Genomic DNA, 17,804 nt, shown 5'->3' on the forward strand with positions numbered 1-17,804 from the left:
CGGCGCCTCTAGGAGCGGTCGGCCTCGGCCGGGCTCTCGTTCGGCCCCTCCGCGGCCCGCATCGCCGCCTCCTCGCGGTCGACGCGCTCGCCCAGGCGCCGCACGTGCTTGTTCATCCCGCGGATGAGCAGGACGACCACCACCACCAGGAAGACGGTGACGAACAGCCCGAGCGGCCCGGCCATCGCCTGGTCGCGCTCCGGCCCGAATTCTTGTGCCAGGATCTCCACGACTACCACGGTAGCGCCGCTCCTCAGGCCCCCTCCATCGCCGGGAGCCGCCAGTCGACCGGCTCACCGCCCTGCTGGGCGAGCAGTTCGTTGGCGCGGCTGAACGGCTTCGACCCGAAGAAGCCGCGATTCGCGCTCATCGGCGAGGGGTGGGGCGACTCGATCGAGGGGATCGAGCCCAGCAGCGGCTTGAGCTCGCGGGCATTGGCGCCCCACAGGATCGCCGCGCACGGCCCGCCGCGCTCGGCCAGGGCCCTGACCGCCTGCTCGGTGACGGACTCCCAACCCTTGCCGCGGTGCGAGGCGGGCTTGCCCGGGCGGACGCTCAGCGAGCGGTTGAGCAGCAGTACTCCCTGCTCGGCCCACGGGGTGAGGTCGCCGTTGGCCGGCAGCGGGTGGCCCAGGTCGTCGCGGTACTCGTTGAAGATGTTGACCAGGCTCTTGGGGATGGGGCGCACGTCGGGGGCGACGGCGAAGGACAGGCCGATGGCGTGCCCGGGGGTCGGGTAGGGGTCCTGGCCGACGATGAGGACCTTCACGTCATCGAACGGCTGCTGGAAGGCGCGCAGGATGTGTTCGGCCGCGGGCAGGTAGCGGCGGCCCTCGGCCACCTCCTGCCGCAGGAACTCCCCCATCCTGGCGACGTCGTCGGCGACGGGGGCGAGGGCCTTGGCCCAGCCCGGTTCCACGAGATCTTCGAGATTCTTCTCCATGGGCTTAGATGCTAGAACCCGACACCGTCAAAAAGTACTGCGCGTCCCGCAGGGCCGCAACGATTTCGGCCGCGTGTTCGGAGCCGCGGGTCTCGATCGAGAGGTCGACCGAGACCTCGCCGACGCTCAGCCGCGGGTCGGACCGCTGGTGGTAGACGTCGACGATGTTGCCGCCGCGGGAGCCGACCAGCTCCAGGACCGAGGCCAGGGCGCCGGGCCGGTCGGGGCAGCGCAGGTTGCAGCGCAGGTAGCGCCCGGAGGCGGCCAGACCGTGCTCGATCAGGCGCATCAGCAGCAGCGGGTCGATGTTGCCCCCCGAGACGACCGCCACGGTGTGCCGCTCGGGGGCGATCGAGCCCGCCAGGAGCGCGGCGTAGGCGACCGCCCCTGCTGGCTCGACCACCAGCTTGTTGCGCTCCAGCAGGGACAGCAGCGCACGGCCGATGTCCTCTTCGGTCACGGTCACGACCTCGTCGACCAGGTCCTTGACATGCGCGAACGGCACGTCCCCCGGGCGTCCCACGGCCACGCCATCGGCGATGGTCTGCATCTTGTCCAGCCGCACCGGCCGTCCCGCCGCCAGCGAGTCCGGGTAGGCGGCCGCGCCCTCTGCCTGGACGCCGACGATCCGGATGTCGGGGCGGAGCTGCTTCGCGGCGGCCGCGATCCCGGCGACCAGGCCGCCGCCGCCGACCGAGGCGACGATCGTGGCCGTCTCGGGGAGCTGGTCGAGGATTTCCAGGGCGATGGTGCCCTGGCCGGCGACGATGTCGCGGTGGTCGAAGGGGTGGATGAGGGTCGCGCCGGTCCGCTCGGCGAAGCGGCGGGCCTCCACCAGCGCCTCGTCGACGCTTCCGCCGCCGAGGACGACCTCGGCGCCGTAGCCCTTGGTGGCCGCGACCTTGGGCAGCGGGGCGGCCTCGGGCATGAAGACGGTGGCGTGGGCGCCGAGGGTGGCGGCGGCCAGGGCCACGCCCTGGGCGTGGTTCCCGGCGCTGGCCGCGACGACGCCGCGCCGCTTCTCTTCGGGAGTGAGCCGGGAGACGCGCATGTAGGCGCCGCGGATCTTGAACGAGCCGGCCCGCTGGAGGTTCTCGCATTTGAGGTGGACGCCGCTCAGGACCGGGTCGCGGGCCGGTTCGAGGGGCGTGCGTCGCACGACCCCCCGCAGTGCCGCGGCGGCTTCGCGGACTTCTTCAAGCGATACGAGCTCGATCACGCCCCGAGCGTAGTACCGGCGGCGATTTTCTCCCCCACGGAGTCTTGAAACCGGTTACAATACGCAGATTCCGGCCCGCTCACCCGCGACGGGATGCCCGGACCGTCCGCATCGCACGGAGGGCGACACCTTCCGTAACCTCTTGTTCACTTGGAGCGATGAGGGTGGCCCCCGACACTCAAACCGAGCCCCAAGGCTTAAGCTACGCCTAGTCAACCACGTCGATGAATCCGCTTCACTGGCAGATCCTCGAGAATAAAAGATCCCCTTTCGAACCCCCTGGAGTACCGGTGACTGCTGTCACGCTGAAGAACGTCTCGAAGGTGTTCCCCGGCGATACCCTGGCCGTGGACTCTTTGAACATGGAAGTGAACCACGGGGAGTTCCTGGTCCTGCTCGGCCCCTCCGGCTGCGGCAAGTCGACCGTGCTGCGAATGGTAGCCGGGCTCGAATCGCCCTCGGACGGGGAGATCCTCCTCGACGGCCAATTCGCCAATGACCTGCCTCCGCGCGAGCGGAATGCCGCGATGATCTTCCAGACTTTCGCGCTATATCCGCATATGTCGGTTGGTGACAATATCGGATTCCCCCTCAAACTCGGCAAGAAGAACGGGGCGCAGAGCGTCACTCAGGCCGTCGGCGACATGGCAGGCGCATTGGGCATCAGTGACCTCGTCGACCGCAAGCCGGGACAGCTCTCGGGCGGCCAGCAGCAGCGCGTCGCAATGGGCCGCGCGCTGGTGCGCAGCCCCAAGTTGTTCCTTATGGACGAGCCGCTATCGAACCTCGATATTGGACTCAGGGCCGAGTTGCGCACCGAGATCTCCTCCCTGGTGCGGCGCCACGACGCCACCACGCTCTACGTCACGCACGACCAGACCGAGGCGCTGACCATGGCCGACCGGGTCGCGGTGCTGCGCAAGGGCGTCCTCCAGGACGTGGGAACCCCCGACGAGATATACGAGCGGCCCGCCACCATGTACGTCGCCGCCTTCCTGGGCACCCCGCGCATGAACCTCATCGAGGCCCGCGTCAACGTCTACCTGGACCGCTACGTCGCCCTCGACTTCGGCGACCAGGAGCTGCGCCTGCCCTGGCACGACCTGAGGGGCCGGGCCGTGGCCCGCTACCACGGCGAGACGATCGTCGTCGGCGCCCGAGCCGAGGCCCTCGCCCCGGTCGCCGAGGGCCAGCCGGGCCAGGCCCTCCAGGGCCGGGTCCGCTTCTACGAGCACCACGGCCACGAGACCCTGGTCTTCCTCGACGTCGGCGCCACCGCGATCGTGCCCGACGGGATCGGCGACAAGCCCGACCTGGCAAAGAACGGCTCCAAGCCGCGCCGCCGTCTGACCGGCCTGTTCTCCGGGTTCGGCGCCTCGTCGCCCGAGCCGGCCCGCGAGGAGGACACCGGTCCGATCCGCAAACCGGCCGACCTGGTCTTCCGGCTGCCCCCGCACATCCCCGTCGCGGCCGGCCAGCCGATCACCGTGGCCGTGCACATGGACGCGCTGCACTACTTCGACAAGTACGGCAAGCGCATCGACGTCGGCTGGACCTCCCGGGCCTAGAAGCAGAACGGCGGCCGAGCGGCTCGCGCCGCTCGGCCGCCGCGGGCGGTGTCCGTTCGGGACCGGGTCCTAGCCCTTGAACTGCTCGATCCCGACGACCTTGACCGACAGCTCCATGCCGTTGGGGGTCCGGTAGGAGACCGTGTCGCCCTCCTTGTGCCCCAGGATCGCCGCGCCGAGCGCCGAGTCGGCACTGTAGACCGTCAAGTCGGTGGTCGCGCCGATCTCGCGGGAGCCCAGCAGGAACTTCTCGGTGTCGTCGGGGTCGCCGTCGAAGGCGACGGTCACCACGGTGCCGATCTGTATCTCGTCGCTGTTCCCGGCCTCGCCCACCTTCGCGTGGCGCAGCAGGTCCTCGAGCTGGCGGATCCGGCCCTCCTGCTTGCCCTGCTCCTCCTTGGCCGCGTGGTAGCCACCGTTCTCGCGCAGGTCGCCCTCCTCTCGGCGGGCGTTGATCTCGGCGGCCATCACCGGCCGGTTGGCGACCAGCTCGTCCAGCTCCGCCTTGAGGCGGTCGTAGGCCTCCTGGGTCAGCCAAGTGCCCTGGTTGCTGTCGGTAGTCATTGGTTCAGCTTCCTCCGAATATTGCGATCCGTGCGCTGCGGCGCGAGCCGCGCGGTTTCCTCCGAGTAGCGAAAAACCCGCCGACCGTGATTTCCGGTGCGGCGGGTTGAAGTCGATAAAGTCAATCCGCCGCCCAGCACCGCTGGACTTCGCCGCTATTGGGCTCCCCCGTCACGGCCAGCGGGTAACTGGTCACGACGCGGGTGGCCTCGCCCGGGGCGATCACCACCTCGGCGGCCCCGACCTCGGCGCCGGCCAGGTCTCGCGACCTCACTCGGCACACGGCCCCTTCTCCGGCCGGCTTGTACACCTCGAAGGTGATCTCGACATGCCCTTGAACCGAGTCGTCGTAGGCGAGCAGGTTCGTCGAGTAGTCGCCCTGGCCGTAGTTGTCCTGGAGCATCACCGCGGCCCCGATCCCGCCGACGACCACCAGGGCGGTCAGGCCCGCGGCCAGGGCCGGCCGGCGTCGCCGCCGCTCGCGGCGGCGGCCGTAGCGACCCTCCGGGAAGGAGACGTCGGCCCCTGCGGGCGCGCGCCCTCCCGTGGTCAAGGTCTCACTCATCTGGCCGGCTCTCTAGCGTGAATTTCGGTCGGTCGGGGAAGAATCGATTATCGAGTATCGTTGCACAGAATGCCAGAGCCGACAACTTGCGTCCGGCGCGCGTCGGCTCCCGAACCACCGCAGCCCTTATCGTGGCACCGAACCTGTGAGGTCCAACGCAGTGTCGAACTCGTCCAGCAGTCTGCGCCTGATGTGCGTCCACGCGCACCCAGACGACGAATCGAGCAAGGGTGCCGCCACCATGGCACGGTACGTCCGCGAGGGGATCGAGGTCCTCGTGGTCACCTGTACCGGCGGCGAGCGCGGCGACGTCCTGAACCCGAAGATGGACCGCCCCGAAGTCCAGCAGAACCTCCCGCGCATCCGCAACGAGGAGATGGCCCGGGCCCGCGAGATCCTCGGCGTCGACCAGCACTGGCTCGGATTCACCGACTCCGGCCTCCCCGAGGGCTGGCTCCCCGACTCCGGCATCCCCCTGCCCGACGACGCCTTCTATCTGGTGCCGACCGAGAAGGCCGCCGCGCCGCTGGTCGAGATCATGCGCTCGTTCCGCCCGCACGTGGTCACCACCTACGACGAGGAGGGCGGCTACCCGCACCCCGACCACGTCAAGACCCACGAGGTCTCGGTCGCGGCCTTCCGCGCCGCCGGCGACCCCCAGGCCCACCCCGACCGCGGCGAGCCCTGGCAGCCGCTCAAGCTCTACTACAGCCACTCCTTCGGCAAGGCCCGCATCGAGTCCCTGCACCACGCGATGCTCGACGCCGGCCTCGAGTCCCCCTACGCGGACTGGCTCAGCGGCGACCGCGACTGGGCCCGCGACAAGAGCGAGCGGGTCACCACCCGGGTGGAGTGCGCCGACTGCTTCGATCTCCGCGACGAGGCCCTCAAGGCCCACGCCACCCAGGTCGACCCGGACGGGTTCTGGTTCGCGATCCCGCGCGAGATCCAGCAGGCGGCCTGGCCCACCGAGGACTTCGAGCTGGTCGAGTCGCACCTGCCCACACGCCTGCCGGAGGACGACCTTTTCGCCGGGCTCCGCTGACCCCGCGTTTCACCCGCAAGTACGCTCTGTCAGGGTGAAACTGTCGGGCTCCCGACACCACACTGTATTTCCGCAGAAAGTGCGGGAACGTTGTTGCAAGCACGCTGCCGCGAGATACCGTGCCAATTGTCAGGCGTGCGGGTCTGGGCAGCGGCTGCAGAACGGAGGTGGAGTCATGGTCAGTCGCGAAACTTCCCCGGCGCGAACCCAGTCGTTCGTGGGAAGTCTCCTCGTCGCCACGCCAACGCTGCAAGACCCCAATTTCGACCGGACCGTCGTCATAGGGGTCGGCCACGAATCCGACGGCGTCCTGGGAGTGGTCCTCAACCGGGCCACCGAGATGCCGGTCGCCGACGTCCTCGGCGACTGGGGCCCGCTGGCGGGCGACCCCGCCGTGCTGTTCGAGGGCGGGCCGGTGCAGCCGGAGGCGGCGATCGCCCTGGGCTGGCGCAAGGCCGACGCTCCCGCCTCGGACGCGTTCCGTCCGGTGATGGGCCGCCTCGGCACCCTCGACCTCTCACGGGACCCCGACGAGGTCGGCGGCCTGCTCGAAGGCATGCGGGTCTTCGCCGGATACGCCGGATGGGTTCCGGGCCAACTGGAGTCGGAGATCGACGCCGGCGCCTGGATGGTCTTCGACGCGCTCCCGACCGATCCCTTCTCGAGCAACCCCGAGGAGCTGTGGCCGATGGTGTGGAGGCGCCAGGGCGGGCTGCTGGCGGCGGTCGCCCAGTACCCGAGCGACCCGAGCCTCAACTGAGCCTCACGGCCGCCACACCATCAGGATGATCACCGCCGTGTAGAAGACCAGGTTGAGACCGGCCAGCGCCAGCAGCCGTCCACGGTGCTGCTCGAGCGTCTCCCCGTCGAGCCGGCCCTGCGCGTCTTGCAGGTCCTTGCCGATGCGCGCCAACACGGCCGGGATGACCAGTGCGCCGTTGCCCAGCGCGATGACGTAGAGCGTGGTGGCGATGATGAGCCAGGGATCGGAGAACGAGTACTCGTCGCTGGTGACCGTGGCGAGCACGCCGAATCCCCCCGCGACGGCGACGAGCGCGTTGAAGGCCATGGTCCTGCGTCCGGCGGCGTGGACCGCCTCCCCGTCGCCGGCCCGCAGCGCCCGCTCCCCCACCCAGGGCAGCAGCATCGCCGGGCCGACCAGGATGACGACCAGCAGGACGTGGACGATCATCACCAATGTGTGCATGCAGTGATGTTACGAACACCTAAGGCGACGCCGTGCCGAAACGCGAAAGAGCCCCGGCCCGCGGCGGCCGGGGCTCAACGGTCGGTCCTATGCGGCCGCGCAGGTCACCTCCGGTGCCGCCGCGGGCCCGGAGGCGATGAAGCCCCAGGCCTGGCGGGTCTGCCCGGCGGAGACCGCGCCGTTCCAGCCGGCGTCGCCGGCGGTGACGCTCGACCCGCTGGAGCTGACGTCGGCGTTCCAGGAACTGGAGATCGACTGGCCGGACGGCCATGTCCAGGTCAGGGTCCAACCGCTCACATCGGAGGCTCCGGCGGTGACGCTGACGTCGCCCTGCCAGCCCGAGCCCCAGTCGTTCACCACGTCGATCGCGGCGGTGCAGTCGCCGTCGGCCGGGGGCGTGGTCTCGTCGGGCGGGGTGGTGTCATCGGGCGGGGTCGTGGACCCGCCGTCGTCGGGTTCGTCGAGGCCGAAGAAGCGGAGCGTCTCGGCGGCCTGGTCCGGCACGTCGTGGCCGGTGCCCTGCATGCTGATCGCCTCGACGGGGGCCTGACCGCCGGTGCCGCCGTAGCGGGTGCGGGTCCAGTTCGCCTGCGGGTGGTCGGTGTGGTCGGGGGTCTGTCCGAGGCCGTTGACGTCGGTCCACTGCTCGATCTGCTCGTTGAAGTTCGGGTAGCGGAGGACGTCGTCCTCGGTGCCGTGCCAGATCTGCATGCGCGGCCACGGCCCGGAGTAGCCGGGGTTGGCCCCGCGGACCGCGTCGCCCCACTGCTGCGGGGTGCGGTCGATGTTTCCGCCGGAGCACTCGGAGTTCCACTCCGAGCCGCCCATGGTGGCGAAGCAGGTGAAGGGCACGCCCGAGTACGACGAGCCGGCCTTGAAGACCTCGGGGTAGACCCCGAGCAGGACGTTGGTCATCATCGCGCCCGAGGAGTGCCCGGTGGCGAAGACGCGGTCGGGGTCGGCCCCGTAGGTGGACAGGACATGGTCGACCATCGACTTGACGCTGACCGAATCGCTGCCGGTGCCGCTGAGCGAGGCTTGGGTGTAGACGTCGAAGCACTTGCTGGAGCGGGTCACCGACGGGTAGACGACGATGTAGCCGTACTGTTCGGACAGTTCGTCGTACTGGGTTCCGTTGTAGACGTCGGGGCCCGAGCCGGTGCACCAGTGGGGGGCGACGATGATGGCCGGTTCGGGGGAGACATTGTCGGGGACGTAGAGGTACATCTCGAGGTTGCCGGGGTTGGCGCCGAAGTCGTCGATTTGGGCGAGCTGCGCGGCGCTGGCCGCGCGGGGCTGCATGACCGCGATGAGCGCGGCCGCGAGCGCGAAGAGCGCCGTGACCGCGACGACCGCGGCGCGCCGGCGCGCGGATCCGGTGGATGCCGTCATAGGGTATTCCGTTCTCTGTCAGGGGAGTCGAGACTTGCTTGGAATTTCCGTGAGGGTCCACTCAGAATATATTGAGATACATCGATAGGCAAGCGCTCCCATGGCTCCGGCCCGACCGACGCCGTCCCCCGATCGGCGGAATCTCCACCGGCGGCGCCTCCGCACCCGGCCCTCTTGTCGGAGGCACCCGCCAAGCTGGCCCCTAAGGTTCCCCTTCTAGGGAGGGTGGGGGTTAGGGACGGCTCATGCGTTCGGCGTCAGTGCCCGAACTTGTCCGAGTCGGCCGCGGCGCCTTCCCCGCGGTCCAGGGCCGACAGCGCGGCCACGTCCGCTTCGTCCAGAGAGAAGTCGAAGACGTCCAGGTTCTCGCGCAGCCGCTCGGAATTGCTCGACTTCGGCACCGTGACCAGGCCGAGCTCCATATGCCAGCGCAGCACGACCTGCCCCGGCGTCCGGCCGTAGCGCTCGGCCAGCTCGGCCACGACCGGCTCGCGCAGCGCGTCCACGCCGTCCCCGCCCAGCGGCGACCACGACTCGGTCACGATCCCGTGCTCGGCGTGGAAGGCGCGCGCCTCGCCGCGGGTGGTCAGCGGGCTCAGCTGGATCTGGTTGACCTCCGGAGCCACGCCGGTCTCGGCGATCAGCCGCTCCAGATGCGACGGCTTGAAGTTCGAGGTGCCGATCGCCTTCACCCGGCCCTGCTCCCGGAGCCGGATCATGCCCTTCCAGGCGTCGACGTACCGGTCCTGGTCGGGGTTCGGCCAGTGGATCAGCAGCAGGTCCAGATAGTCCAGGCCCATCAGGTCCAGGCTCCGCTCGCAGGCCTCGGCGGCCTCGGCGACCCCGTGCCAGCGCTTGTTGAACTTCGTGGTCACGAACAGGTCCTCGCGCGCCGCGCCCGAGGCCTTCACCCCGCGTCCCACGCCGCGCTCGTTCCGGTAGTTCTCGGCGGTGTCGAACAGCCGGTAACCGGCCTCGACCGCCTCCGCGACCACGCGCTCGGACTCGGCGTCGTCCATCGGCCAGGTCCCCAGGCCCAGCCGGGGCATGGTCGCGCCGCCGCTGAGCGCGACGGTCGGTGCGGTGGTGGTCATGGTGCTGCTCCATCCGTTTGCATCCGTTTGCCGTCCCCCACCATACGTCGCCGCGCTACTGTCGCAGCAAGTTCGAGGAACGGAGGAGCGGCGATGGCCAGGTTCGATCGGAACCCCTTCCGCAAACGGGACCCCGACCGGCGCCCGCAGGGCTCGCCGGACGAGGAGGACCCGGGCTGGCAGGGACACCGCAGCGGCACCGAGGCCGTGGTCGAGACCGCCGTCTACGCCGACGGGCACCGGATCGAGTCGGGGTCCCTGGAGCGCACCTACGAACTGGTCCGCGCCGGCCGCGGCATGGGGTGGATCGGCCTCTACCGGCCCGACGACGCCACCGTCCAGTCGGTGGCCGCCGAGTTCGACCTCCACCCGCTCGCGGTCGAGGACGCCCTGACCGGGCACCAGCGGCCCAAGCTCGAACGCTACGGCGAGACCCTGTTCTGCGTCCTGCGCCCCGCCCACTACCTCGACTCGGCCGAGCAGGTCGAGATCGGCGAGCTGCACCTGTTCGCGGGCCCGGACTTCATCGTCACCATCCGCCGATCCGAGGCCCCGGAGCTGGGCCTGGTCCGCCGCCGCATGGAGGACCACCCCGAGCTGCTGCGCCTGGGCCCCGAAGCGGTCCTGTACGCCGTCCTCGACCGGGTCGTCGACGACTACTCCCCGGTCCTGGCCGGGGTCGACGGCGACCTCGACGAGATCGAGTCCGAGGTCTTCGGCGGCGACGTCGAGGTCTCCCGGCGCATCTACAAGCTGGGCCGCGAGGTCATCGAGTTCCACCGCGCGGTGGCCCCGCTCGAGGAGATGTGCGGCCTGCTGCGGTCGGGTTTCGAGAAGTACCGGATCGACCTCGAGCTCCAGCGGCTGCTGCGGGACGTCGAGGACCACGCCGTGCGCGTCAACGAGCGCGTCGAGGGCTACCGCGAGCTGCTGAACAACATGCTCTCGGTCAACGCCACCGTCGTCGCCCAGCGCCAGAACGAGGAGATGGCCCGCATCACCCAGGCCGGCCTGGCCCAGAACGAGGTCGTCAAGAAGATCTCGGCCTGGGCGGCGATCCTGTTCGCCCCCACGCTGGTCGGCACCGTCTACGGCATGAACTTCGACCACATGCCCGAGCTCCACTGGACCCTGGGGTACCCCATTGCCGTGGTCCTGATGCTGCTGTGCAGCGTGGTCCTCTACCGCTTCATGAAATGGCGCGAATGGTTCTAGGTCCGCTGGACCGGTGGCTGCCGCGCAACTCACATCCCGCGGGTCCATGCGCACATTTCTTGATCTTGATTGTCATTATCATTCCGCTCCCGGAATGAGAGGACCCCATGGCAGAGCCCGCCGCCGTCGAACGGCCGCAGGGCCGCGCCGCAGGACGACCCCGCCCGGTCGCGCCCGTCGCGGCCGTGCTCGCGGTCGCACTGGCGGTCTCCGCGCTGGTCTCGATCGGCGCTGGCGCGGCCTCGATCCCGCCGGCCGACACCGCCTCCTACCTGTGGGCCGCGCTCACCGGCGGGACCATCCCGGCCGAGGAGGCCGGCCGCTACCAGATCGTGTGGCAGATCCGCACCCCGCGAGTCCTGCTCGCCGCGCTCGTCGGCGCGGGCCTCGGCGCGATGGGCGTCGCGGTCCAGGCGATGGTCCGCAACGCGCTCGCCGAGCCGTACCTGCTCGGCGTCTCGGCCGGGGCCGCGACCGGCGCGGTCGCCGTCGGCGTCTGGGGCGGCCTCGGAGCGCTCGGGATCTACGCGGTCTCCGGCGGCGCCTTCGTCGGCGCCCTGGCCGCCGCGCTCGTGGTCTACCTCGCCGCCGTCCAGCGCACCGGACTGAGCCCGCTGCGGCTGGTCCTGGTCGGCGTCGCCATGTCCTTCGCGTTCCAGGCGGCGATGAGCGTCATCGTCTACTTCGCGCCCGACGCCGAGGCCGCCAGCACCGTGCTGTTCTGGACGATGGGCGGCTTCGGGGCCGCGAGCTGGGCGACGCTCCCGGTCGTCGCCGTCGCGGTGGTCGCCGGCATCGCCGTCCTGGCCCGCAACGCCAGGATCCTGGACGTGCTGTCCATGGGCGAGGAGACCGCCTCCAGCCTCGGCGTCGACTCCGGGCGTCAGCTCGCCTGGCTGCTCGCGCTCACCTCCCTGGTGACCGGCGTCATGGTCGCCGTCTCCGGCGCGATCGGCTTCGTCGGGCTCATCGTGCCCCACGTGGTCCGCATCGTCGTCGGCGCCGACCACGGCCGGGTCCTGGCCGTGGCGCCGCTGACCGGGGCGGTCCTGATGGTCTGGATCGACCTCGCCTCCCGCACGCTCGTGGCCCCGCGGGAGCTGCCGGTCGGCGCCGTGACCGCGCTGATCGGCGTGCCGGTGTTCGTCTACCTGCTGCGCCGCCGCGGCTACCTGTTCGGAGGAAGCTGACATGGACCTGCGCCTCGACCGGCTCGGCGTCGCCATCGGCGGCGCCCGGATCATCCGCGACCTGACCCTCGAGGCCCCGTCCGGCACCGTGCTCGGCCTCATCGGCCCCAACGGCTCGGGCAAGACCACGGCCCTGCGCAGCGTCTACCGCTCGCTGCGGCCCGACAGCGGCGCAGTGTGGACCGGCGACCGCGACCTGTGGAAGCTGCCCAGGCGCGAGGCGGCCCTCACCGTCGCGGCCGTCACCCAGCAGCACCGGGCGCACCTCGACTTCACCGTCGCCGAGATCGTCGCGATGGGACGGCACCCGCATCACCGGCACGGCGGGCGGCTCGGCGAGGCCGAGCGGCGGCTGTGCCGCGAGGCCATGGAACGCGTCGACGTGGCCCACCTCGCCGACCGCGGCGCCCTGACCCTGTCCGGCGGCGAGATGCAGCGGGTCCTGGTGGCGCGCGCGCTCGTCCAGCAGCCGCGCGTGCTGGTCCTGGACGAGCCGACCAACCACCTCGACCTGAAGCACCAGCTCGGGCTGCTCTCCCTCATCGCCGGCTCGGACCTGACGGTGCTGACCGTGCTGCACGACCTCAACCTGGCCGCGGCCGTGTGCGACCGGATCGCGGTGCTGTCCGAAGGCGACCTGGTGGCGGTCGGCAAGCCCGACGAGGTGCTCACCGCCGAGCTGCTCAAGACCGTCTTCGGCGTCGACGGCGAGGTCGTCCCGCACCCGCGCACCGGCCGCCCCCAGATCCTCTTCTCGATCCCCGAACCCGCTACAACCGAAGGAACCCGATGAAACGCACCACCAGCACCGCCGCCGGACTCGCCGTCCTCGCCCTCACCGCCGCCTGCGGCGCCGAGGTCGAGTCCTCCGGGGACGCCCAGACCTTCACCGTCGACCGCTGCGGCGAGGCCGTGGAGTACACCACGCCGGAGCGGGCGGTGGTGTACGAGGGCGGCAGCGCCGACAAGATGTTCGTCCTCGGCCTCACCGACCACGTGCACGGGTACGTCATGCCCCCGGCCAACCCTCCGGTGGAGGAGTCTCCGTTCGCCGACGACTACGCCCAGGTCGAGTTCCTCTCCGACGACCTGCTCAACCGCGAGCTCGTCGTCGACGCCGGCGCCGACTTCGTCGTGGCCGGATGGAACTCCGGGTTCAGCGACGAGCGCGGCATCACCCCCGAGATCCTCGACGACCTCGACATCCAGAGCTTCATGCACACCGAATCGTGCTTCTCCTACCCCGAGTACCCCGAGACCACCACGCCGCTCGAGGGGCTCTACACCGACCTCGAACGCCTCGGGCAGATCTTCGGCGTCGAGGACCGCGCCGCCGAGGTCGTCGCCGACTTCGAAGCGCGCGTGGACGCCGTCGAGGCCGCCGCGCCAGAAGGCGACCCGCTCAAGGTCTTCCTCTACGACTCCGGCACCGACCAGCCCTTCACGGCCGGCAACCAGGTGCCGCCCAACGACATCTTCACCGCCGCCGGAGCCGTCAACATCTTCGGCGACCTCGACGAGCGCTGGACGCAGGTCGGCTGGGAACCGGTCGTCGAGGCCCAGCCCGACGTCATCGCCATCCTCGACTACCAGGACCAGCCCGCCGAGGAGAAGATCGAGTTCCTCAAGACCAACGCCAACACCAAGGACCTCCCGGCCGTGGTGAACGATCGGTTCTTCGTCCTCGACTACAACGAGGCCATCAGCGGGCCCCGCATCATCGACGGCATGGAGGCGTTCTCCGAGTACCTCCAGACCCTCCAGTGACGACCCGCACGAGCGAGGCCCGGCTGTGGGGCGAGCTGTGGCCGCTGCTGCTCGCCTCGGCCGTGAGTCTGTTTCCCTTCACCGTCTACTCGACGTTCCTGGTCCCCATCGCGCGCGCCGCCGAAGCCGACGTGGCCGCCGTCGGCGCCCTCAGGGGCCTCGGCGGCATCTGCGCCCTCGTCGTCGGCGTCGCGGTCGCGCCGCTGCTCGGCCGCTTCGCCAAGCAGAACGTGAGCGCGGCGGCACTGGTGCTGCTCGCGGCCAGCTCACTGGCCGCGCTCAGCGGCGAGTACATCGCGCTCGTGGTCTTCTGCGCCGGGATCGGCACGGCCACGGCCGTGCTGTTCCCCTCGCTCCTGTCGGCCGCCGCCGAGCGCTACGACGATGAGGCGACCTCCGGCCGGGCCGCGACCCTGGTCACCGCGGCCCAGTCGCTCGCGGCGGTGGCCGCGGGCCCGGTCATCGGCGTGATCGCCTGGCAGACCGGGTGGCGCGGCTGCCTGATCGCCACCGCGGCGGTCGCCGTCGCGCTCGCCGTCGGCTTCCGCCGGCGGCCCGGGCCCTCGGCGGCGGCGGGCGCGGACGGGCCGCCGTCGTATCTGGACGGCTTCCGCGGCATCGCCGCCCGGCCGGCGCTGCTCGGGCTGATCACGGTGGCCGCGCTGCGCACGGCCGCGCTCATGGGGTGCCTGGCGTATCTCGCCGCCTGGTTCGAGCACGAGTACGCGGTCGCGGCCACGGCCTTCACGCTGGTGTGGACCCTCAGCGGATTGTCGTTCTTCCTCGGCAACTACGGCGCGGGCCGGTGGATCGGGAGCGCGGAGGGGCCGGGGCGCGCGCACGCGGCCATGGTCGCCGGGCTCGCCGCCGCAGCCGCCGGACTCGCGGCGGTGTTCTGGGCTCCGGCGCTGCCGCTCGCGCTGCTCGGCGTCGCCGCCCAGTCCGCCGGGCACGCCGTGGCCGCCGCCGCGATCACCTCGCTCCTCGTGCGCCGGGGCGGACAGGCCACCACCGCGGCCCTCAGCGTCAACGCCGCGGGCATGAGCCTGGGCACCTTCACCGGCGCCGCCCTCTGCGGCGCGGGCCTGGCGGCCGCGGGCTACCTCGGACTGGCCGGGGCGCTGGCGCTGCCGCTGGCCGCTGGGCTGGTCCTCGCTTCGGTCCTGGCCGTCCGGTTCCGCGCCGCTTCGCGGCCCGGAGCGGTCACCGCTCCAGGTAGGCGGCGAGGTTAGCCAGCGAGGAGGCCAGCCCGGCGGCGTGGTCTTCGGCGGAGATGCCGGAGGGCACGTCGGCGGCGCTGATCTCCACCCGCGTCCCCCCATCGATCGCCGTGACCGTCCAGGTCATGGTCATCGTGCCCGCGAAGGATGGGTCGTCGGACTCGAATTCGATGTCCTGCACGACCCGCTCGCCCGGCACGAACTCGACGAAGCGGGCCTCGACGACGTCGGAGTCGGCGGTCGCCTTCCCCGGGGATCCGGTGCCGTCGTCGTAGGTCAGCACCAGCCGGTACGACCCTCCCGGGCGCGCGTCGAACCGCTCGAACCGCCCGCTCATGCCCGCCGGTGGAAGCCACTCCAGCAGCGCCGCCGGCTCGACCAGTGCCGCGTAGGCCCGCTCGGTCGAGACCGCGATGTCCTTGGAGGCCCTGTCGATTCTCTCCATGCGCGAATGGTAGCCACCACCCCCGACACGGCAAGCCGTCCACGCCGGTGCCGCCGCGATCCCTGTATCGGCGACTGAACGCCGAACAAGAAGTCAACAGCTCCGCCGTTCCTTCATGAACCACCCAATACGCCCGGCGCTGTCCCAGCAGCGCAAGGACCGATCCTCGGCGTAATCAGAAGCGGGTCAGTGCGGGGTCGAAGGTACCTGCTTCACCTCCCAGGTCAGACGCGTGCAACTCTGTGCGGCATGTCCCCGGCAGGACGCTTCCCGGATCTCGGCCATGGCCGCAATGTCACCGATGACGCGCATCCACCCGGCCGAAGTCCACGCCATCCCAGGCGGCGCCAGCAGCCTCGGGCCCGGAGGGTGCGTGGCGGTCGACTGGAACTCGGGTGAGCAGGCACCCGAAACGGCCTCCCCCGAAAGTTGACGCAACTCGATGGTTGCAATAAGATGGCAACCATCAAGTTGCGATTAATTGGGGGTACGCGATGGGTTTTCCAGACAGCATCGAGCGCACCGTGGAGCTCGCTCATCCACCGGACAAGGTGTGGGCTGCGCTGACCACCGCAGAGGGCCTGAGCGGCTGGTTCGGTACCGAAGCGCAGATAGATCTGCGTCCGGGCGGGTCGGGGTGGATGCGATGGACCGGGGGCGAGACCGCTGAACTGCGCGTGGAACGCGTGGAGGCGGCAACGGTCTTCGGATTCACCTGGCCGATCACCGGACTGCCCGAGGACGATCCGCGGCGCACCTATGTCGAGTTCACCCTAGAATCGGTGGACACCGGCACGCTGCTGCGCGTGGTCGAGACCGGTTTCGCGCAGCTTTCCGACAACGTCCATCGCGACGCATTCGAAGGCAACGTCGAAGGATGGGCGAGCGAACTCGACGAACTCGTCGGATACCTCGATGCCTCCTGATGCTGAGGCGATCGCCGAACAGGTTTTCGTCGCGCTCGCCGACCCGACTCGGCGCGCCATTCTGACCGAGCTGGCGTCCGGCGGCCCGGCCACCGTGACCGAACTCGCCGATCGGTTGCCCATCACCCGGCAGGCGATCGCCAAGCACCTGGCCCTGCTTACCCAGACGGGTCTGGTGGCACCGGAACCGAGAGAAGGGCGTCGCGTTCGATACCGGCTGCACTCCGCGCCTATGCAAGTGGCACAGCAGTTCCTCGCCGCAATGGCACGAGACTGGGACCAGCGCCTGCATTCCCTGCAAGACCATCTGGACAGCACATCGGAGGACCCATCATGAACCCGCAGTTCGGCGGCGGTCAGAACATCGCCATGAAACTCCCGAAAGCACAGTTCGAGCAGACCGTCGCCTTCTACCGAGACGTACTGGGCATGGACGTGGTCGACGAGAGCCGGGCCGACATCGCCGCCGGCGTGCAGCAGTCCGTGTCTGTGCAGTTCGGGCCGGTGACGCTCTGGCTCGACCGAGTCGACAACTACGCGAGTGCCGAGCTCTGGCTAGAGCTGTTCACCGACGACGTGGAGCAAGCCACCAGCCACCTCGCCGAGCACGGCGTGTCCCCTCAGGATGAACTGGAGCCACTGCCGCCGGGCTTGGCGGCCCACTGGATCACGAACCCTGTAGGAGTCCCACATCTCATTCGACGCCCCGACTGAAGAGCGCCGGGAACAAGACCCCAGAGTTCTATTGAACGCTCGCGGCGATCGACGCCCGACCGGACGCGTGCCCACATTCGCCGACTGCAGTGGCCCTGGCAATTCAGGCAACTGCCGCATCGATGCCCTCGGCAACCTACCCGAACCGGACTTGGAGCAGGGTCCTCGAAGCTGTCGCTCCCCGATTCCAGTTGTCCAGAAAACCTGCCTGCGACCGGTCACAGTCGTTCACAAGCGGTCACAGACGCACACATGGGCCCCGCAAGGGGGCCCATGGTGATGTGGAGCTGCTGGGAATCGAACCCAGGTCCTCCGCTGCTTCTGTGAGACTTCTCCGGGTGCAGTCCGCTGCGCCTATTATCGAGCCCCGCCGATCTCGCGGACAAGTCGGCGTGGCGGGCTCTAGCCACCGTTGGTGTCGTCGACGGCCCAGCGGCCAAGACGTCGACCTAGCGTCCTAGATGATGCAGCTAATTCGGAACGGACGCCTATCCGATGCTGCACCTTCACTGTCGCTTAGGCAGCGAGAGCGAAGGAATCGCGCTTTGCGTTGGCGATTATTCGTTTCCAACGTTGGTTAACGAGACAGCGTTGGCTTCCTCGACCCGCTTCCCTCACATCGACACACGGAGTCGAAACCGATCAGCCCCGAGGATGATGAGGTTGGAGTACCCCTGTTCAGTTGTGCTCTGGAATTCTAGCTCAGTTCAACGGCGGACCGGCAAGGGAT

Annotated in this window: 20 protein-coding genes and 1 other RNA gene; 11 read left to right on the forward strand and 10 right to left on the reverse strand. The window is 69.9% G+C overall.

The window, feature by feature from the left end:
• Positions 1–8 precede the first annotated feature (8 nt).
• From JFB92_RS02685 to ilvA, 3 genes are read right to left on the reverse strand one after another with little or no spacing between them, the layout of a single operon-like run.
• Positions 9–230 (reverse strand): hypothetical protein, encoded by a 222-nt coding sequence (locus tag JFB92_RS02685; protein WP_199034609.1) that lies wholly within the window; start codon positions 228–230, stop codon positions 9–11.
• A 23-nt stretch (positions 231–253) separates the two neighbouring features.
• Positions 254–943: a uracil-DNA glycosylase gene (locus JFB92_RS02690; protein ID WP_199034611.1), complete on the reverse strand. Its 690-nt coding sequence runs from the start codon at positions 941–943 to the stop codon at positions 254–256.
• A gap of 4 nt (positions 944–947) precedes the next feature.
• Complete coding sequence (ilvA, locus tag JFB92_RS02695) at positions 948–2,162, reverse strand: threonine ammonia-lyase (protein ID WP_307788996.1); 1,215 nt, start codon at positions 2,160–2,162, stop codon at positions 948–950.
• Positions 2,163–2,452: 290 nt separating this feature from the next.
• Between ilvA and JFB92_RS02700 the strand changes: the two genes are divergently transcribed.
• Positions 2,453–3,730 (forward strand): ABC transporter ATP-binding protein, encoded by a 1,278-nt coding sequence (locus JFB92_RS02700; RefSeq protein WP_199034613.1) that lies wholly within the window; start codon positions 2,453–2,455, stop codon positions 3,728–3,730.
• Between the two features lie 69 nt (positions 3,731–3,799).
• On the opposite strand, the gene greA is transcribed toward JFB92_RS02700, so the two are convergent.
• Both greA and JFB92_RS02710 read right to left on the reverse strand, forming a co-directional pair.
• Positions 3,800–4,294, reverse strand: a complete 495-nt coding sequence (gene greA, locus JFB92_RS02705; RefSeq protein WP_199034615.1) for a transcription elongation factor GreA — start codon at positions 4,292–4,294, stop codon at positions 3,800–3,802.
• Between the two features lie 121 nt (positions 4,295–4,415).
• On the reverse strand, positions 4,416–4,859 hold the full coding sequence (locus tag JFB92_RS02710; RefSeq protein ID WP_199034617.1) for a DUF4307 domain-containing protein: 444 nt from the start codon (positions 4,857–4,859) through the stop codon (positions 4,416–4,418).
• Between the two features lie 190 nt (positions 4,860–5,049).
• Here JFB92_RS02710 and mca point away from each other — a divergent pair, with 190 nt between their 5' ends.
• Both mca and JFB92_RS02720 read left to right on the forward strand, forming a co-directional pair.
• Positions 5,050–5,904 carry a mycothiol conjugate amidase Mca gene (mca, locus tag JFB92_RS02715; RefSeq protein ID WP_199034797.1) on the forward strand — a complete coding sequence of 285 codons (855 nt, stop codon included), beginning with the start codon at positions 5,050–5,052 and terminating at the stop codon, positions 5,902–5,904.
• 175 nt (positions 5,905–6,079) lie between these two features.
• A complete protein-coding gene (locus JFB92_RS02720; RefSeq protein ID WP_199034618.1) occupies positions 6,080–6,664 on the forward strand; it encodes a YqgE/AlgH family protein in 585 nt (194 codons plus the stop codon).
• Positions 6,665–6,667: 3 nt separating this feature from the next.
• Here the strand turns inward: JFB92_RS02720 and JFB92_RS02725 are convergent, their stop codons facing one another.
• The 3 genes from JFB92_RS02725 to JFB92_RS02735 all read right to left on the reverse strand — a co-directional run bounded on the left by JFB92_RS02725 (position 6,668) and on the right by JFB92_RS02735 (position 9,597).
• Positions 6,668–7,111 (reverse strand): DUF2269 family protein, encoded by a 444-nt coding sequence (locus JFB92_RS02725; protein ID WP_199034620.1) that lies wholly within the window; start codon positions 7,109–7,111, stop codon positions 6,668–6,670.
• Between the two features lie 87 nt (positions 7,112–7,198).
• The gene (locus tag JFB92_RS02730) at positions 7,199–8,503 is read right to left on the reverse strand and encodes an extracellular catalytic domain type 1 short-chain-length polyhydroxyalkanoate depolymerase (RefSeq protein WP_199034622.1); all 1,305 of its coding nucleotides are present in this window, start codon (positions 8,501–8,503) and stop codon (positions 7,199–7,201) included.
• A 257-nt stretch (positions 8,504–8,760) separates the two neighbouring features.
• A complete protein-coding gene (locus JFB92_RS02735) occupies positions 8,761–9,597 on the reverse strand; it encodes an aldo/keto reductase (RefSeq protein ID WP_199034625.1) in 837 nt (278 codons plus the stop codon).
• Between the two features lie 93 nt (positions 9,598–9,690).
• On the opposite strand from JFB92_RS02735, the gene JFB92_RS02740 reads away from it, so the two are divergent.
• From JFB92_RS02740 to JFB92_RS02760, 5 genes are all read left to right on the forward strand, one after another.
• Complete coding sequence (locus JFB92_RS02740; RefSeq protein WP_199034627.1) at positions 9,691–10,812, forward strand: magnesium and cobalt transport protein CorA; 1,122 nt, start codon at positions 9,691–9,693, stop codon at positions 10,810–10,812.
• A 107-nt stretch (positions 10,813–10,919) separates the two neighbouring features.
• Positions 10,920–12,002, forward strand: a complete 1,083-nt coding sequence (locus tag JFB92_RS02745) for a FecCD family ABC transporter permease (protein ID WP_199034629.1) — start codon at positions 10,920–10,922, stop codon at positions 12,000–12,002.
• Between the two features lies 1 nt (position 12,003).
• Entirely contained in the window at positions 12,004–12,795 is a 792-nt protein-coding gene (locus tag JFB92_RS02750; RefSeq protein WP_199034631.1) for an ABC transporter ATP-binding protein, read from the forward strand.
• On the forward strand, positions 12,792–13,769 hold the full coding sequence (locus JFB92_RS02755) for an ABC transporter substrate-binding protein (RefSeq protein WP_199034633.1): 978 nt from the start codon (positions 12,792–12,794) through the stop codon (positions 13,767–13,769). The genes JFB92_RS02750 and JFB92_RS02755 overlap by 4 nt, the downstream gene beginning before the upstream one ends.
• Entirely contained in the window at positions 13,766–15,001 is a 1,236-nt protein-coding gene (locus JFB92_RS02760) for an MFS transporter (protein ID WP_199034635.1), read from the forward strand. Before JFB92_RS02755 ends, JFB92_RS02760 begins: the two co-directional genes overlap by 4 nt.
• On the opposite strand, the gene JFB92_RS02765 is transcribed toward JFB92_RS02760, so the two are convergent.
• A complete protein-coding gene (locus tag JFB92_RS02765; RefSeq protein ID WP_199034637.1) occupies positions 14,973–15,434 on the reverse strand; it encodes an SRPBCC family protein in 462 nt (153 codons plus the stop codon). The two genes, JFB92_RS02760 and JFB92_RS02765, sit on opposite strands and share 29 nt — an antisense overlap.
• A 494-nt stretch (positions 15,435–15,928) precedes the next feature.
• On the opposite strand from JFB92_RS02765, the gene JFB92_RS02770 reads away from it, so the two are divergent.
• Genes JFB92_RS02770 through JFB92_RS02780 form a run of 3 tightly spaced genes read left to right on the forward strand, consistent with a single transcriptional unit; the run spans position 15,929 to position 17,074 of the window.
• Positions 15,929–16,360: an SRPBCC domain-containing protein gene (locus JFB92_RS02770; protein ID WP_199034646.1), complete on the forward strand. Its 432-nt coding sequence runs from the start codon at positions 15,929–15,931 to the stop codon at positions 16,358–16,360.
• Positions 16,350–16,697, forward strand: coding sequence for an ArsR/SmtB family transcription factor (locus tag JFB92_RS02775; RefSeq protein ID WP_199034648.1), 348 nt, complete (start codon positions 16,350–16,352; stop codon positions 16,695–16,697). Before JFB92_RS02770 ends, JFB92_RS02775 begins: the two co-directional genes overlap by 11 nt.
• A complete protein-coding gene (locus JFB92_RS02780; protein ID WP_199034650.1) occupies positions 16,694–17,074 on the forward strand; it encodes a VOC family protein in 381 nt (126 codons plus the stop codon). Before JFB92_RS02775 ends, JFB92_RS02780 begins: the two co-directional genes overlap by 4 nt.
• A 279-nt stretch (positions 17,075–17,353) precedes the next feature.
• Here JFB92_RS02780 and ssrA read toward each other — a convergent pair.
• Positions 17,354–17,724: a transfer-messenger RNA gene (gene ssrA / locus JFB92_RS02785) on the reverse strand.
• Positions 17,725–17,804: the final 80 nt, after the last annotated feature.

This window comes from Glycomyces salinus, assembly GCF_016428645.1.
GTDB classification, from domain to species: Bacteria; Actinomycetota; Actinomycetes; order Mycobacteriales; family Micromonosporaceae; genus Glycomyces; species Glycomyces salinus.

Coding starts and splice junctions, on each gene's coding strand:
- JFB92_RS02780 (WP_199034650.1), top strand. CDS start 16,694: ATGAACCCGCAGTTCGGCGGCGGTCAGAACATCGCCATGAAACTCCCG.
- JFB92_RS02765 (WP_199034637.1), bottom strand. CDS start 15,434: ATGGAGAGAATCGACAGGGCCTCCAAGGACATCGCGGTCTCGACCGAG.
- JFB92_RS02710 (WP_199034617.1), bottom strand. CDS start 4,859: ATGAGTGAGACCTTGACCACGGGAGGGCGCGCGCCCGCAGGGGCCGAC.
- mca (WP_199034797.1), top strand. CDS start 5,050: ATGTGCGTCCACGCGCACCCAGACGACGAATCGAGCAAGGGTGCCGCC.
- greA (WP_199034615.1), bottom strand. CDS start 4,294: ATGACTACCGACAGCAACCAGGGCACTTGGCTGACCCAGGAGGCCTAC.
- JFB92_RS02690 (WP_199034611.1), bottom strand. CDS start 943: ATGGAGAAGAATCTCGAAGATCTCGTGGAACCGGGCTGGGCCAAGGCC.
- JFB92_RS02725 (WP_199034620.1), bottom strand. CDS start 7,111: ATGCACACATTGGTGATGATCGTCCACGTCCTGCTGGTCGTCATCCTG.
- JFB92_RS02745 (WP_199034629.1), top strand. CDS start 10,920: ATGGCAGAGCCCGCCGCCGTCGAACGGCCGCAGGGCCGCGCCGCAGGA.
- JFB92_RS02740 (WP_199034627.1), top strand. CDS start 9,691: ATGGCCAGGTTCGATCGGAACCCCTTCCGCAAACGGGACCCCGACCGG.
- JFB92_RS02720 (WP_199034618.1), top strand. CDS start 6,080: ATGGTCAGTCGCGAAACTTCCCCGGCGCGAACCCAGTCGTTCGTGGGA.
- JFB92_RS02770 (WP_199034646.1), top strand. CDS start 15,929: ATGGGTTTTCCAGACAGCATCGAGCGCACCGTGGAGCTCGCTCATCCA.
- JFB92_RS02755 (WP_199034633.1), top strand. CDS start 12,792: ATGAAACGCACCACCAGCACCGCCGCCGGACTCGCCGTCCTCGCCCTC.
- JFB92_RS02730 (WP_199034622.1), bottom strand. CDS start 8,503: ATGACGGCATCCACCGGATCCGCGCGCCGGCGCGCCGCGGTCGTCGCG.
- JFB92_RS02735 (WP_199034625.1), bottom strand. CDS start 9,597: ATGACCACCACCGCACCGACCGTCGCGCTCAGCGGCGGCGCGACCATG.
- JFB92_RS02775 (WP_199034648.1), top strand. CDS start 16,350: ATGCCTCCTGATGCTGAGGCGATCGCCGAACAGGTTTTCGTCGCGCTC.
- JFB92_RS02750 (WP_199034631.1), top strand. CDS start 12,004: ATGGACCTGCGCCTCGACCGGCTCGGCGTCGCCATCGGCGGCGCCCGG.